13 protein-coding genes are annotated in these 14438 nt (G+C 73.0%); 6 read left to right on the top strand and 7 right to left on the bottom strand.

Annotation, left to right across the window (positions count from 1 at the left end; genetic code table 11):
- Positions 1-46: 46 nt before the first annotated feature.
- Positions 47-1684, top strand: a complete 1638-nt coding sequence (locus tag EV378_RS08385) for a PucR family transcriptional regulator (protein WP_132422384.1) — start codon at positions 47-49, stop codon at positions 1682-1684.
- 128 nt (positions 1685-1812) lie between these two features.
- Here EV378_RS08385 and yidC read toward each other — a convergent pair whose 3' ends face one another.
- The 3 genes from yidC to EV378_RS08400 form a co-directional block, all read right to left on the bottom strand.
- Positions 1813-2685, bottom strand: a complete 873-nt coding sequence (yidC, locus tag EV378_RS08390; protein ID WP_132422386.1) for a membrane protein insertase YidC — start codon at positions 2683-2685, stop codon at positions 1813-1815.
- Between the two features lie 129 nt (positions 2686-2814).
- Positions 2815-3123 (bottom strand): DUF6412 domain-containing protein, encoded by a 309-nt coding sequence (locus EV378_RS08395; protein WP_132422388.1) that lies wholly within the window; start codon positions 3121-3123, stop codon positions 2815-2817.
- A 36-nt stretch (positions 3124-3159) separates the two neighbouring features.
- Complete coding sequence (locus EV378_RS08400) at positions 3160-5010, bottom strand: solute carrier family 23 protein (RefSeq protein WP_243653349.1); 1851 nt, start codon at positions 5008-5010, stop codon at positions 3160-3162.
- A 344-nt stretch (positions 5011-5354) separates the two neighbouring features.
- Between EV378_RS08400 and uraD the strand changes: the two genes are divergently transcribed.
- The 4 genes from uraD to EV378_RS08420 are packed head-to-tail and all read left to right on the top strand — an operon-like array spanning position 5355 to position 8485.
- Positions 5355-5864, top strand: coding sequence for a 2-oxo-4-hydroxy-4-carboxy-5-ureidoimidazoline decarboxylase (uraD, locus tag EV378_RS08405; RefSeq protein WP_132422392.1), 510 nt, complete (start codon positions 5355-5357; stop codon positions 5862-5864).
- Positions 5861-6175: a hydroxyisourate hydrolase gene (uraH, locus tag EV378_RS08410; RefSeq protein ID WP_132422394.1), complete on the top strand. Its 315-nt coding sequence runs from the start codon at positions 5861-5863 to the stop codon at positions 6173-6175. Before uraD ends, uraH begins: the two co-directional genes overlap by 4 nt.
- 1 nt (position 6176) lies before the next feature.
- On the top strand, positions 6177-7070 hold the full coding sequence (pucL, locus tag EV378_RS08415; RefSeq protein ID WP_132422396.1) for a factor-independent urate hydroxylase: 894 nt from the start codon (positions 6177-6179) through the stop codon (positions 7068-7070).
- Positions 7071-7075: 5 nt separating this feature from the next.
- Positions 7076-8485, top strand: coding sequence for a nucleobase:cation symporter-2 family protein (locus tag EV378_RS08420; RefSeq protein WP_132422398.1), 1410 nt, complete (start codon positions 7076-7078; stop codon positions 8483-8485).
- 835 nt (positions 8486-9320) lie between these two features.
- Here the strand turns inward: EV378_RS08420 and EV378_RS08425 are convergent.
- From EV378_RS08425 to EV378_RS08440, 4 genes are all read right to left on the bottom strand, one after another.
- Complete coding sequence (locus tag EV378_RS08425; RefSeq protein ID WP_132422400.1) at positions 9321-10133, bottom strand: IclR family transcriptional regulator; 813 nt, start codon at positions 10131-10133, stop codon at positions 9321-9323.
- Positions 10134-10142: 9 nt separating this feature from the next.
- Positions 10143-11504 (bottom strand): allantoinase AllB, encoded by a 1362-nt coding sequence (gene allB / locus EV378_RS08430; RefSeq protein WP_132422402.1) that lies wholly within the window; start codon positions 11502-11504, stop codon positions 10143-10145.
- A gap of 73 nt (positions 11505-11577) precedes the next feature.
- Complete coding sequence (locus tag EV378_RS08435; protein WP_132422404.1) at positions 11578-12303, bottom strand: aspartate/glutamate racemase family protein; 726 nt, start codon at positions 12301-12303, stop codon at positions 11578-11580.
- Between the two features lie 11 nt (positions 12304-12314).
- Positions 12315-13826 carry an NCS1 family nucleobase:cation symporter-1 gene (locus tag EV378_RS08440; RefSeq protein ID WP_132422406.1) on the bottom strand — a complete coding sequence of 504 codons (1512 nt, stop codon included), beginning with the start codon at positions 13824-13826 and terminating at the stop codon, positions 12315-12317.
- Positions 13827-14030: 204 nt separating this feature from the next.
- On the opposite strand from EV378_RS08440, the gene EV378_RS08445 reads away from it, so the two are divergent.
- Positions 14031-14423, top strand: coding sequence for an allophanate hydrolase-related protein (locus tag EV378_RS08445; protein ID WP_132422408.1), 393 nt, complete (start codon positions 14031-14033; stop codon positions 14421-14423).
- Positions 14424-14438: the final 15 nt, after the last annotated feature.

Consider the following 14438-nt stretch of genomic DNA (forward strand, 5'->3'; position numbering starts at 1 on the left):
GACGAATCGTCGTCCGGCTGTCCGCGCGACGTTGTACGTTCCTCCAATGCTGCTCTCCGAGCTGGTCTCCCGGCCGGAGCTGGACCTGCGCGTGCTGCACGCGGGTCAGGGCCTCGACCGGTCGGTGCGCTGGGTCTACACGACCGACCTGTCCGATCCCGGCCGCTACCTGGGCGGCGGTGAGCTGGTGATCAGCGGGATGGTCTGGCGCCACGACCCGTCCGACAGCGAGCGGTTCGTCGCCGCCGTCGCGCGGTCCGGTGCGGTCGCGCTCGCGGCGGGCGAGGCGGTGTTCGGTCTCGTGCCGGACGACGTCGTCGAGGCCTGCCGCCGCCACGACCTCACGTTGCTCGCGGTGCCGGTGGCGGTGTCGTTCGGTGCGGTCACCGAGGCGGTCGTCGGTGCGATCACGGCCGCGCGCGGGGACCGGCTCGCCTACACGCTCGGCCGCCAGCGCCAGCTCCTGTCCGCGGTGGCGGGAGGTGCCGGGCTCGACGAGCTCGCCGCGCAGGTGTCCGCCACGACGGGCCTGACCTGCCGGGTCCTGACGGCGAGCGGCCGCGTCGTCGCCGGTCCGCCGCTCCCCGACGGGGAACGCGACGCGGTGGTGCGCGCCCACCTGACCGCGGAACGCCTCCCGATCTCCGTCGGGCGGCACACCCTGCACCCGGTCGGCCCGGGCACGCTGCGGGTGACCGGCTGGTTGGTCGCGGCCGAGGGGCCGCTCCCGGGAGCGGACGCCGGCCGGGAGCCGGGCGACCGCTCGACGTCGGGGTCGCGCGGCGGGCCCGGATCCACGACCGGACCGGACCACGGGCCGACCGAGGACGCCGACACGGTCGCCGAGCTGGCCGCCATCGCCGCGCTGGACCGGGGACGGCGGCGGGACGCGGTCGCGGTGGCCCGCCCGATCGCGGACGATGCGCTGGCCCGCATCGCCGCGGGCGAGGGCGACCGGGCCGAGACCCGTGTCCGGCTGCGGCAGGCGGGTGTCGAGCCGGACGGCGGGCTGACCGTCGTGATCCTGCGTGTCACCGACGTTCCCGACCCGGGCGGGATCGCCCATCAGCTGCTCACCGACGCGCTCGTCGGGGACGGCCCCGCGATCGTCGGTGTGCACGACGGTTCGGGCGTCGCCCTGCTCGGCACGCCCGACCCGGGATCGGCGTCCGGCCAGGGCGCTGCGCCGGACACGGCCTCCGACCGGGCGGCGGCGGCCCTCTCCGCGCTGCGACGACTGGCGCCGGGGCTGGGCACCCGTCGCCTGTCGGTGGGGACGGGGCGGCAGGCCGGTCCGGATGCGCTGTCCGGCGCGTTCAGCGAGGCCGCGCACGCGGCCGGGATCGCCGCCGCGCGGCCGGGACCGGTCGCCGTCGCCAGGGCAGGGGAGATGCTGTCGCACGTCGCCCTGCTGGCGGGGATCCCCGACGACGTGCGCCGCGGGTTCGCCGCGCAGGTGCTCCGTCCGCTGCTGGAGCACGACGCCCGCTCGGGCACGGAGCTGACCGACACGCTCGACGCGTTCCTCGACGAGTCCGGGTCGTGGAGCCGCACCGCGGCCCGCCTACACCTGCACGTGAACACCGTGCGGTACCGCATCGGCCGGGTCGAGGAGCTCACCGGCCGCGACCTGGGCCGCTTCGCCGACCGCGTCGACCTGTACCTGGCCCTGCGCGCTCGTTGACCCCGCACCGTCCGGATCTACCCGACCGGCACGTCCCAGCGCATGATCGGCGTACCGGTCCGGATCGGGGCGAGATCCCGCCTCGATCCGGACCGGACCGCTGATCACAGGTCCGGCGGGCCGCCCCGTCAGCGCCGGGCACGGAGCGGCTTCGCACCGGGGCGGGGTGCGCTCGCGCGGCGGACGGGGGTGACGACCGGTGCCGGGCGTCGATCCAGCAGCCACTGCAGCACGACCTGCTGCACGAGCGTCGCGACGGCACCGGCCAGCCAGTACACGAGCAGCGCGACCGGCACCGGGAACAGCAGACCGCCGACGAGCACTCCGACAGGCGCGACCCACGGCAGGACCGCCAGCAGGCGTCCCATCGCTCCGGGCTGGTCCAGCTGGTCGCGGCGGGACAGGCGCAGGCTCAGGTGGGTGGCGACGGCGGCGAGCACGGCCAGCACTCCCGCGACGACCGTGACGGCCGTCGCCGACACCGGGCCGAACGCGGCGAGCTGGTCGGCGGGCATCGTCGGCCACGCGGACAGCGGCGCGCCGAACAGCCTGGCCCGCAGGAACGAGCCGACCTCGTCCGGGGCGAACGCGTAGTTCGGCAGGGCCGCGTTCTCGGCGAAGCCGAGTCCCGGCCGGTTGAACGAGCGCAACACGTGCAGCAGCGCGACGAACACCGGGATCTGCAGCAGCATCGGGGCCAGACCGGCCGTCGCGGACACACCGTGGGCGCGGTGCAACGCTGCCGTCTCGGCGGCCAGCCTGCGCGGGTCACCCGCGTGGCGTTCCCGCAGCCGGGTCAGCTGCGGGCCGAGCGCCCGGGTCACCCTGGCGGCGCGCATCCGGGTCCAGGCCGACCGGACCAGCAGGGCGCGCACGGTCAGGACGAGCAGCACCACCGACAGCGCCCAGGCCGTCCCGGAGGACGGGCCGAGCACGTCGGCGAACAGGGCGTGCCAGGCACGCATGACGAACGAGACGGGGTAGTACAGGACGTCGAGCACGACGGAGCTCCTCCGAGGTCGTCCGGACGGGACATCGGACGCCGGAGCAGGCGGGGTGCCGCGATCAGCGGTGGCCCGTGACCGGACGGGCCCGGTGTCACGCGGACACGGACTCGGACGGCGACGGGATCAGACGGGTGCCTGCTCCGGCGGGAGCAGGCCGGGAGCCCGTGGACGCGGGCGGCCCGGTGCGTCGGGGTCGACGTGGCGGGGCACGCGGGGCCGGTGTCCGACCAGCCGCCGGACCCGGACGGACGTCGCCACGGTCGCGACCGTGCGGATCGCGTCCGGCGCCGCACGGACGGCCCAGGCCAGCACGGCCAGCGCGACGACGGCGCCGAGCAGGCCCATGTCCCCGCCGTGGGGCAGCAGGAACGGGGCGAGCAGCAGCAGGACCGCGGCCGTCGCCCGCGCCTGCCAGACCACCCGCCCCGTCACGGGAACGACGATACGTCCCCGGCCGCCGTCGCGTCCTCAGCCGACGATGTCGTCGAAACGGTGACCGGCCACCTTCGCGATCTCGACGAGCGCGGCCGCGTGCTCCTGCGCAGGCGGGTGGGTCAGCCGTCGCCGCCCGGCCTCCAGCAGGCCGTCGCGCCCTCCGGCGTCGCGCAGGCACACGATCAACGGGAAGCCGAACCGCTCCCGGTAGGCGCCGGCGACCTCGGCCAGCTCGGTGCGCCCGTCGCCGTCCAGCAGCGCCAGTCCGGCCCGGTCCCGCCGCGCCGGGCCGTCCACCGGCTCGTCGCGGTCGGCGGGCACCCGGTCCTCGGCAGCCCCCTCGGTCCCGACGACGCCGCCCAGGTCCGGGTAGTGCGCCATCAGGTCGCGCTGCTCGCCCTGCGGGGCGGCGAACAGCTCCTCCTGCAGCGCGGAGCGCAGAGCCGCGCCGTCGGCGAACGGGCCGCGGGCGTGCACCCGCGCCGGCACCTCGGTCGGTCCCTCGAAGATCCTTCCGAGCATCGTGGCGAACGCGGCCCGGTCCATCCCGTTCACCGTCGCCAGGTCGACGCGTTCCCGGTCCGGCGAGATCCGCGGGCGCCGTCGCACGTGGAAGAACAGCAGGTTCAGCGCGATCGCGGTGATGCTGCCCGCCGTGATCCCGGAGCCGGCGAACGCCTGCGCCCACTGCGGCATCGCCTGCGCGACGTCGGGCTGCACGGTGACGAACAGGGCCACGCCGAGCCCTGAGCCGACGACCACGACGTTGCGGTGGTCGGTGAAGTCCACACGGGACAGTGTCTGGATCCCGACGACGGCCACCGTCGCGAACATGGCCAGCGCGGCACCGCCGAGAACCGGGTGCGGCACGGCGGCGACGAGGGCGCCCGCCTTCGGCACCAGCCCGATCAGGATCATGAACACACCCGCGGCCGCGACCACCCACCGGCTGGACACCCTGGTCAGACGCACCAGGCCGACGTTCTCGGCGAAGCACGTGTACGGGAACGAGTTCAGGACGCCGCCGAGCGTCGTGGCGAGACCGTCGGCCCGCAGCGCGCGGGCGACGTCGCGCCCGCCGACCCGCTTGCGCACGATCTCCCCGGTGGCGAACACGTCACCGGTCGTCTCCACCGCGGTGATCATCATGACGACGACCATCGAGACGATCGCGGCCAGCGAGAACTGCGGCCATCCGAAGTGGAACGGCGTGGTCACGCCGACCCAGCCGGACTCCCCCACCCCGCCGAGGTCGACGAGCCCGAACGGCACCGACGCCAGCGTCCCGATCACGAGCCCGGCCAGCACCGCGACCGTCGCCATGAACCCGCGGAAGATCCGCTGGATCAGCACGATCACGGTCAGCGTGCCGAGCGCCAGCGCCAGGTACAGCGGGTTGCCCGGGTCGGGTGCGTTCGCCCCGCCGACGGCGTCGGTGGCGGCGACCGGCAGCAGCGCCAGCCCGATCACGGTGATCACTGTGCCGGTCACGACGGGCGGGAAGAACCGTAGCAGCCGCGCGAAGTACGGGGCCGCGAAGAACGTGACCAGGCCGGCCACGATCACCGCCCCGTAGATCGTCGTGAGGCCCTCCGTGCCCCCGCCTGCCGCCATCCCGATCGCGATCATCGGGGACACCGCGGTGAACGTGACGCCCTGCAGCAGGGGCAGCCGCACACCCACCTTCCAGAACCCCACCGACTGGATGATCGAGGCGATGCCGCAGGTGAACAGGTCGGCGTTGATCAGGTGGATCAGCTCGCGCTCGCCGAGCCCGATCGCGTTGGCGAGCAGGATCGGCACGACGACGGCACCGGCGTAGAACGCCAGCACGTGTTGCAGGCCGTAGACGGCGAGCCGGCCCGGAGGCAGGACCTCGTCCACCGGATGGACGGGCCCTGACGGGCGGCGGGACGGACGCAGGCGCATCGGAACCTCGCTCGGAGCAGCGGTGGGGACGGCACGACGGGTGCCGGGAGTGCGACGCGCATCACCATGCGCCGCACCGGGTGGCACCCGGCACGGTCGGGACGCACGAACGCGCCGCGGCCTGCCCCAGGCGTTTCGTGCGATCCCACAATCGACCGGCCCCTGGTCCGTCACGGCAGCATCTCCGAACAGGTTCTGCCCGGGTGACCCTTGACACCCCACCGTCGCGAACGAACACTGAGCCTCAAGTTCGGAATCGTTATTCCGCCATGCGGAATCTTTGCACGGAAGCAGGGCTCATGCCGGACGCCGTCACGCTCGACCGACTCAACACCGCACCACCCGACGACCTCGCGGGCGTCCTGCGCGCCTGCAACACGTCGGCGGCATGGGCCGCGCGGATGCTCGCGGGCCGCCCCTACCCGAGTGCGGGCGACGCCGTCGCCGCCGCCGAGAAGGCCGTTCTCGATCTCGACGACGCCGAGGTCGGCGCCGCGCTCGCCGGACACCCGCGGATCGGGGAACGGCCCGGCGGCGCACACTCCGACGGGGCCGCCTTCTCCCGTCGCGAGCAGTCCGGTGTGGACACCCGCGAGGACACCGCCGCCCGGCTGGCGGACGGGAACGCGCGCTACGAGCAGCGGTTCGGGCACGTGTTCCTGATCCGCGCCGCGGGCCGCGACTCCGGCGAGATACTCGGCGAGCTCGAGCGGCGGCTGGCCAACGACCCGGCGACCGAGCGGGCCGAGGCGGCCGGACAGCTCGCCGAGATCACCGCGATGCGGATGCGGCAGGTGCTGGCCGGATGAGCACGTTCTCCACCCACGTCCTGGACGCCGCCGCCGGACGCCCCGCCGCCGGGGTGCCGGTCACGCTGACCCGCGCCGACCGGGACACCGTCACCGTGCTCGCCTCCGGCGTCACCGACACCGACGGCCGCTGGCGCGCACCGGAGGACGCGGCGCTGACCGCCGGTGCGCTGCACCGCATCACGTTCGAGACCGGGTCGGACTTCTTCCCCGAGGTCGCGATCGCGTTCCGGCCCGCGGCCACCGACCGCCACCACCACGTCCCACTCCTGTTGTCCCCCTACGCCTACTCCACCTATCTCGGGAGCTGACATGCCCGTCCTCGGCCACACCCAGTACGGCAAGGCGGAGGTCCGTGTGGTGCGGATCCACCGCGACACGGATCCGCACGAGATCTCCGACCACAACGTGTCCGTCGCGCTGTCCGGGGACTTCGCCGACACCCACCTCTCCGGCGACAACAGCCGCGTGCTGACCACCGACGCCGTCAAGAACACGGTCAACGCGTTCGCCAAGGAGGCGGGCGACGCCGTCCGCACGCCCGAGCTGTTCGGGCTGGAGCTGGCCCGTCATTTCACCGGCGTTCCGCAGGTGGAGCGCGTCCGTGTGAGGATCGAGACGTTCCCGTGGCGCAGGCTCGACCACGCGGGCCGACCGCACCCGCACGCGTTCGCCCGCGACGGCGGGCACGTCCGCACCACGACCGTGACCCGCACCGCGGACGGCGGCGAGTGGGTGACGTCGGGGGTGAAGGGACTCGTCGTCCTGAAGTCGACCGACTCGGAGTTCCACACGTTCTACACCGAGCGCTACACGACGCTCCCCGAGACGACCGACCGCGTCATGGCCACCGAGGTCACCTCCCAGTGGTGGCACGCCGAGGCACCCGACGACTTCGACGCCGCCCACGCCCGCGTGATCGAGGCGATGACGTCGGCGTTCGCCGGGCACCACTCGCTGGCCCTGCAGCAGACGCTCTACGAGATGGGCGTGCAGGTGCTCGCCGCGCAGCCGGGCATCGGGGAGATCCGCTTCTCGCTGCCGAACAAGCACCACTTCCTGCTCGATCTCTCGCCGTTCGGGCTGAAGAACCCGGGCGAGGTGTTCCACGCGGACGACCGCCCGTACGGCCTGATCGAGGGCACCGTCCGCCGCGACGACACCCCCGACCCGGGACTCGCGTTCGACCCCGGCCAGGCCTGGTGAGCCGGGTGCCCTTCTCGTTCCGGCCGCGCGTCCCCGGCCCGCGCCGCTCGTCGGAGACCCATCCGGTCGACGAGCTCCCGAGCACCCCGACGCTGCTGCTCTACGGCCTGCAGCACGTCATGACGATGTACGCGGGCCTGGTGGCCGTGCCCCTGATCGTCGGGCAGGCGCTCGGCCTGGAGTTCGCCGACATCACCTACCTGCTCGCCGCGACCCTGCTGGTCGCCGGGCTCGCCACGGTCCTGCAGACGATCGGGGTCTGGCGGATCGGCGCCCGGCTGCCGCTGGTGCAGGGCGTGTCGTTCGCCGCCGTCGCGTCGATGATCGCGATCGGGACGGGGGCAGGTGGCGGGCGCGGAGGGCTCACCCTGATCTTCGGCGCCACGCTGGTGGCCGGAGTGGTCGGGTTCGCGCTGGCCCCGCTGTTCCGCCGGCTCGTCCGCCTGTTCCCACCGGTCGTGACCGGCACCGTGATCACCGTGATCGGCGTGTCGCTGCTGCCCGTCGCGGTGCGATGGGCGTCCGGGGCGTCGGACGGCGAGCCGGGCGACCCGGCCTCGGTCGGGCTGGCGGGGTTCACGCTGCTGGTGATCGTGCTCGTCTACCGGTTCCTGCCCGGCTTCTGGTCGCGGATCGCGATCCTGATCTCGCTCGTGGCCGGGACCGTGCTCGCGGCGGCGCTCGGGATGGCCGACTTCTCCCGGATCGACGAGGCCGACTGGTTCGCCGTGTCCACGCCGTTCCACTTCGGCACCCCCCAGTTCTCTTTTCCCGCGATCGTGTCGATGACCGTCGTGATGCTGGTGATCATGACGGAGACGACGGCCGACCTGCTCGCCGTCGGCGAGATCGTCGGGCGCCCCGCCGACGGTCGCCGCATCGTCGCGGGCCTGCGGGCCGACACGCTGTCCACTGCCGTGTCCGGCGGGCTGCTGAACAGCTTCCCGGCGTCGGCGTTCGCGCAGAACGTCGGCCTGGTCGCGATCACCGGGATCCGCAGCCGGTTCGTCGTCGCGGGCGGCGGGGCGATCCTGCTCGTGCTGGGGTTGTTCCCGAAACTCGGTGCCGTGATCGCGTCGGTGCCGGCGCCGGTACTCGGTGGGGCCGGCCTCGCCCTGTTCGCGACGGTCGCGGCCTCCGGCATCCGAGCATTGGGCAAGGTGGACTTCGACGGCCACGCCAACCTCGTGATCGTCGCCGTCGCGTTGGGACTGGGTGTGCTGCCGATCGCGGCGCCGTCGTTCTGGGAGCACTTCCCGGAGTGGTTCCGGACCGTGTTCGACTCCGGGATCAGCGCCGCCGCCGTCGCCGCGGTCGCGCTGAACCTGCTGTTCCACGGCGCCCGCGGCGAGGGCCCGATCGCCGCGGAGGCCCCGGTGCCGGTGGTGGAGGACGACCGCCGCCCGGTGGACTGACCGACACCTCGCAGCCTCCGCCACGCCCCGGGCCCGCATCTCCGCCATTCCCGGCAGCCCCCGGGGATCGCTCATGATCGGCAGGAGTGGTCGGGACCGTGCCACCGGTGGCGCTCCAGTGCCACTCCCGCCGATCAGGACCGCGCCGGCCCCCGCGATCAGACCAGGTTGATCGGCGGAACCGGTCGAAACGCGCCATCAGTGGCGGCCCCGCTGCCACTTCCGCTGATCATGGGCAGGCATGGACCGCCGCCACGTCACGTTGATCGGCGGAATTGGCCGGAACGCGCCACAGGTGGCGCGACGTCGCCAGTTCCGCCGATCATGACCGGCCGGCAGTCCGCCTGCGCCACCGTGATCGGCAGAACCGGCCAGAACACGCCACTCATGGCGCTTCGTCGCCACTCCCGCCGATCATGTGCGGCGGCCGGGTCCCGGACTGGGCCAGCGCACAAGGTCCGCCCCTCACCTCACCTCATCCGAACGAACGGCACCTTCGAGCAATGTCATTGCTCGAAGGTGCCGTTCGTTCGGGATGGTCGGGGTGAGCTCAGGGCGCGAGAGCGGGGCAGCGCGAGAGCGGGGCAGCGAGGGAACCAGGCGCGCGAGGGAACTCGGCCGCGCGGGAACCGGGCGGCGCGCGAACCGGGCGGCGCAGAAGCTCGGCTGCTGGACCTCGGCCGCGCGGGATCTCTACCCGCGAGAACTCGGCCCCGCGAGAACTCGGCCGGGCTGAACCTCGGCCGCGCGAGAACCCGGCCGCGCGAGAACCCGGCCGGCGGGAACTCGGCCGGGCGGGATCGGGCCGACACGGCGGGTTCGATGAGCTGGCGGCTCAGGCCGGCTCGGTGTCCCGGCGCGCCAGTTCGTCGACGAGCGACGCGGCGGCCGCGTGCAGGCGGGGAACGGCCGAGGCGATGAGGTCGTCGGTCATGCGCGTCGTCGGGCCGGAGATCGAGATGGCTGCCGGGATCGTCCCGTCGAGCGCGACCGCCACGCACCGCACGCCGAGCTCCTGCTCGCCCTCGTCGATGGCGTAGCCCGCCGCGCGGACGCGGTCCAGCTCGGCCCGGAACGAGGCCTCGTCGGTGAACGTGTTCTCGGTGTGGGCCACCATGTCCGTATTGCGCAGGATCTCCGATACGCGCTCCGGCTCGGCCAGGGCCAGCAGTGCCTTCCCGACGGCCGTGCAGTGCGCCGACACCCGTCGCCCGACCTCCGTGAACATCCGCATCGAGTGCCGCCCAGGCGCCTGCGCCACGTAGACGACCTGCGTGCCCTCCAGCAGCGCCATGTTCGCGGACTCCCCGAGCTCCTCGACGAGCTCGGCCAGCTTCGGACGCACCCACAACCCGACGAGGCGCCCGGCCGTGTCACCGAGCTGGACCAGGCGGGGCCCGAGCGCGTACTCCCGCGACGACTGCTGACGCACGTACCCGCGCCCGGCCAGCGTGCGCACAAGACGGTGGATCGTCGGCAGCGGGAGACCGGACGTCGCAGCCAGGTGTGACAGGCTCACCGTGCCGCCGGCCTCGGCCATCGCCTCGAGCAGGTCGACGGCGCGCTCGACGGACTGCACGGTGCCCGACCGAGCCGGCGGGCCCTCGACGACCCCGTTGACGCCGGACTCGGTATCGGCTTTCCGCATGGTGGAAGTCTAGCCCTCCGGAGCGGGTGACGGGGTCGTGATCCCGCCCCGTCGCAGCAGCCGTCCGGACGGCGTGGAGCCGTCGACGTCCCGCCCGGCCAGCAACGTGCGGCGTACGACGCCGGACAACGAGCGGCCCTCGTAGGCCGTGACCGGGTTCTTGTGGTGCAGGCGTGCCGGGTCGACGACGAACGCGTCGTCCGGCGCGAACACGACCATGTCGGCGTCGTGCCCGAGCGCGACGCGGCCCTTGCCGGACAGCCCGACCAGGTCCGCCGGCCGCCCCGCCATCCACTCCACGACGCGCTCCAGTGCGATCCCCCGCCGTCGCGCCTCCGTCCACACGAGCGGCAGTCCGAGCTGCAGCGACGACACGCCGCCCCATGCCTGGCCGAAGTCACCGGTGTCGAGCAGCTTGAGCTCCGCCGTCGACGGCGAGTGGTCCGAGACGATGCAGTCGATCGTGCCGTCCAGCAGGCCCTGCCAGAGCAGCTCCCGGTTGGACGCCTCGCGGATCGGCGGGCAGCACTTGTGCGTCGTCGCGCCGTCGGCGATCTCCTCGGCGAACAGCGTCAGGTAGTGCGGGCAGGTCTCGGCCGTGATCCGCACGCCGTCGCGACGGGCGGTGGCCAGCATCGGCAACGCGTCCGACGACGACACGTGCAGCACGTGCGCCCGCGCGCCGGTCCACCGCGCCCGCTCGATCACCTCGGCGATGGCCAGGTTCTCCGCGCCGCGGGGGCGCGACGCCAGGAACGAGCTGTACCGCGCCCCGCCCGCCGACGGCGCGTTGTCGATCGCCCGGGAGTCCTCCGCGTGCACGATCATCATCGCGTCGAACGTGGCCAGTTCGGCCATGTCGCGCTCCATGCCGTCCGCGTCCAGCGGCGGGAACTCGTCCACTCCGGAGTGCAGCAGGAAGCACTTGAAGCCGAACACTCCCTCGTCGTGCAGTCCGCGCAGGTCACCCTGGTTGCCCGGCACCGCCCCGCCCCAGAACCCGACGTCGACGAACGCCTGGTCGGCCGCGACCTTGCGCTTCACCTCGAGCGCCGCGACGTCCACGGTGGGCGGGATCGAGTTCAGCGGCATGTCGACGATCGTCGTGACACCACCGGCCGCGGCCGCGCGGGTCGCCGACGCGAAGCCCTCCCACTCGGTGCGACCCGGCTCGTTGACGTGCACGTGCGTGTCGACGAGGCCGGGCAGCAGCACCTCGTCGTCGCCGAGCTCGAGCACACGGGTGCCGTCGAGCCCGTTGCCCAGCGGCTCGATCGCGACGATCCGCCCGCCGGTCACGCCGACCTCGCGCGGCTGCTCGCCGGCCGTCGTCATGATCCGGCGGCCGCGGACGACCAGATCGTAGCTCACGAGTCCTCCTCGCCGGCGCTCGTCGGCCGCGTTCGCGGAACTGCTGTGTCCGATGGTGAGCTCGCGGGCTCGCTCACTGCTCCTCCAGTGGGAATCCGGTGATCCTCTTGCGACGGGGTGCGGCGTACGTTCGGGTCTTCGACGTCGTCAGCCCGAGTCGTACCAGCGACTCGGCGATCGTGACGGCGGCGGGCACGCCGTCCACGACCGGCACGCCGGTGGCGTCGCGGACACGCGATTCGAGTCCCGCCATGCCACCGCAGCCCAGGCAGATCACCTCGGCGTGGTCGTCGGAGACCGCGCGCTTGGCCTGATCCACGATGGCGGCCACGGCACGCACCGGGTCCTCCTCCAGCTCCAGCACCGCGAGCCCGGACGCGCGTACCGACGCGCAGCGCCGGTCGAGCCCGGCCAGCAGCAGGCGGTCCTCGATCAGCGGCACCGTGCGGTCCAGTGTGGTCACCACGGAGTACCTGTGTCCCAGGTACATCGCCGTGGTCGCCGCCGCCTCGGTGATGTCGACGACGGGCACGTCGAGCATCTCCTGCAGGCCCTCGCGGCCGTGCTCGCCGTACCCGGCCTGGATCACCGCGTCGAACGGGCCCTCGAAGCGGGCGACGGCGTCCGCGACGCCGACGGCGGCGAGATAGCTCTCCAGGTTCCCTTCGACGGACTCGGCGCCGAACCGCGGCGTGAGCCCGACGATCTCGGTGCCGGGTGCGGCGACGGCGCGGGCGGACGCGGCGATCGCGTCGGTGACCGAGACGGTCGTGTTGACGTTGACGACGAGGATGCGCACGGTGCTCCCTTCTAGTGCGCCGACGGCGGGACGGCGATCGGCTCGCCGGACACGGCAGCGTAGGTCGCCCCACGTGGTGCGGTGACCACGGTGAACACGGCGCCCAGCGCGGCACCGACCGGCCAGGAGAACGGCGCGAACGGTTCCAGCACCGGCACGAACGCCAGCGCGACGGCGATCGCGGCGGCCGGCACGAACGCCCCGACCGCGCGCCAGTTCACACCGGAGCGGTAGTGGTACGGCCCGGACGCGTCCTCCGAGTACAGCGCCGGGACGTCGATCCGGCCGCGGCGCACCAGCCAGTAGTCGGCCGCGACGATGCCGAACAGCGGCCCGAGCAGAGCCCCCAGGACACCGAGGAAGTAGACGATGACGACCGGCGAGTCGTAGAGGTTCCACGGCAGGATGACCAGACCGATCACCGCGGCCACGATCCCGGCGCGCCGGAAATCCAATTTGGACGGGATCAGGTTGGACAGCGCGTAGCAGGGCGCCACGAAGTTGGCCATCAGGTTGACCGCGATCGTCAGGACGAGCAGCGCGGCGGACGCGAGCAACAGCAGTGCCGTGTTCGGGATCGTCTGGACCACGTCGCTGGGGCTCTCGATCACCCGCCCGTCGATGGCGAGCTGGCCGCCCGCCAGCACGACCGCGATCGCACCGAAGAACAGCGTGTTCACCAGGATCCCGGCGAGGTTGCCGAGCCGGATCGCGCGGGCGTTCGGAGCGCCGCGGGTGAAGTCGCAGAAGTTCAGCAGGAACGTCCCGTAGATCGCCGTCCAGAGCATGGCACCGGCCAGGATGTTGCGCCACATCTCGCCGCCGGTGAGCGGGTTCGGGATGGACAGCGAGATCGACGTGCCGGTGCGCACGAGCATCCACACGGCCAGGGCCAACAGCGTGAGCAGCACGATCGGACCCGCGATCGCCTCGTAGCGGCGGATGCCCTCCATGCCCCGCAACAGGATCGCGACCTGCACGATCCACAGCGCCACGAAGCAGACCCAGCCGAGCGCGGACAGCCCGAGGAACGACGCGTCCTCCCAGGTCTGCGCGCCGGGGATCACGGCGAGCACCATCACGGTGAGCACGCGGGTGGCCAGGTACGTCTGGATGCCGAACCAGGCGATCGCGACGACGCCGCGGACGAGCGCCGGGAGCTGGGCACCGCGCACGCCGAACGCGATCCGGCTCATCACCGGGAACGGGATGCCGGTGCGCCTGCCCATCTCGCCGGACAGCGTCAGGAGCCCGAGCAGCAGGACCGCGCCGATGGCCAGGGCGAGCAGGATCTGCCACGCCCCCAGCCCGAGCGCGAACAGGCCGAGCACGAAGCCGTAGTTGCCGAGGCTGTGCACGTCGCCGGCCCACAGCGTGAAGATGTTGTACGCCTTCCACCGGCGGCCCTCGGCCGTCGTCGGCGCGAGATCGGGGTTGTAGAGCCGGGGACTGAGCCCGGCCGCGGCCACCGGAGCTGCCGGGGCGATCGTCTCGGACGTGCGGGTCGTGCCGGGTCCCGTCATTGGGCCGCCTCTCGCCGACTTCCGCGATGCGGAATGTATCTCTCGTTCTTCGGAATGGACGCTATGGCGGCGCTCACGCCGCCGTCAAGGGGTGGGCGCACTCGGGCTCGACGTGGACGACCCTTGACACGCCCCATCGGCCGTGCTGCCATCGTTACCACAGAGCGAAAGACAGATTTCACATCGCGGAATTTGGAGGTTGCGGTGACCGCACTGTTCTGTTCCGGCGACGCGATGCGCGGCGGCCGGCTCCACCACAACGTGTCGGCCCACCCGTTCCTCGGCGCCGTGAAGACCGCCCCGCACTACCGCATGTACTCGGTGCGTGACGCGTTCCCCGCCCTGGTCGAGGACCCGACCGGAGGCGTACCGCTGGCCGGCGAGATCTACGACGTCCCGCTGGCCGCGATCCGCACCGAGTTCCTCCCCGACGAGCCGCCCGAGCTCGAGCTCACCGTCATCGAGCTCGACGACGGCCGCGACGTCCTCGCCGTCGGCCTGCGCCCGGGAGTACTGGACCGGCAGGCGGACGAGCTCACCGACATCACCGCGCACGGCGGCTGGCGGACCTACCGCGGCCTGGCCGAGCCCACCTGACCCACGAGGAGACGC

The organism is Pseudonocardia endophytica (assembly GCF_004339565.1).
GTDB lineage: Bacteria > Actinomycetota > Actinomycetes > Mycobacteriales > Pseudonocardiaceae > Pseudonocardia > Pseudonocardia endophytica.

Bases quoted from the DNA above. Each gene is read 5' to 3' on its own strand.
- EV378_RS08425 (WP_132422400.1), bottom strand. From the start codon at position 10,133: ATGCGGAAAGCCGATACCGAGTCCGGCGTCAACGGGGTCGTCGAGGGC.
- uraH (WP_132422394.1), top strand. From the start codon at position 5,861: ATGAGCACGTTCTCCACCCACGTCCTGGACGCCGCCGCCGGACGCCCC.
- EV378_RS08385 (WP_132422384.1), top strand. From the start codon at position 47: ATGCTGCTCTCCGAGCTGGTCTCCCGGCCGGAGCTGGACCTGCGCGTG.
- uraD (WP_132422392.1), top strand. From the start codon at position 5,355: ATGCCGGACGCCGTCACGCTCGACCGACTCAACACCGCACCACCCGAC.
- pucL (WP_132422396.1), top strand. From the start codon at position 6,177: ATGCCCGTCCTCGGCCACACCCAGTACGGCAAGGCGGAGGTCCGTGTG.
- EV378_RS08440 (WP_132422406.1), bottom strand. From the start codon at position 13,826: ATGACGGGACCCGGCACGACCCGCACGTCCGAGACGATCGCCCCGGCA.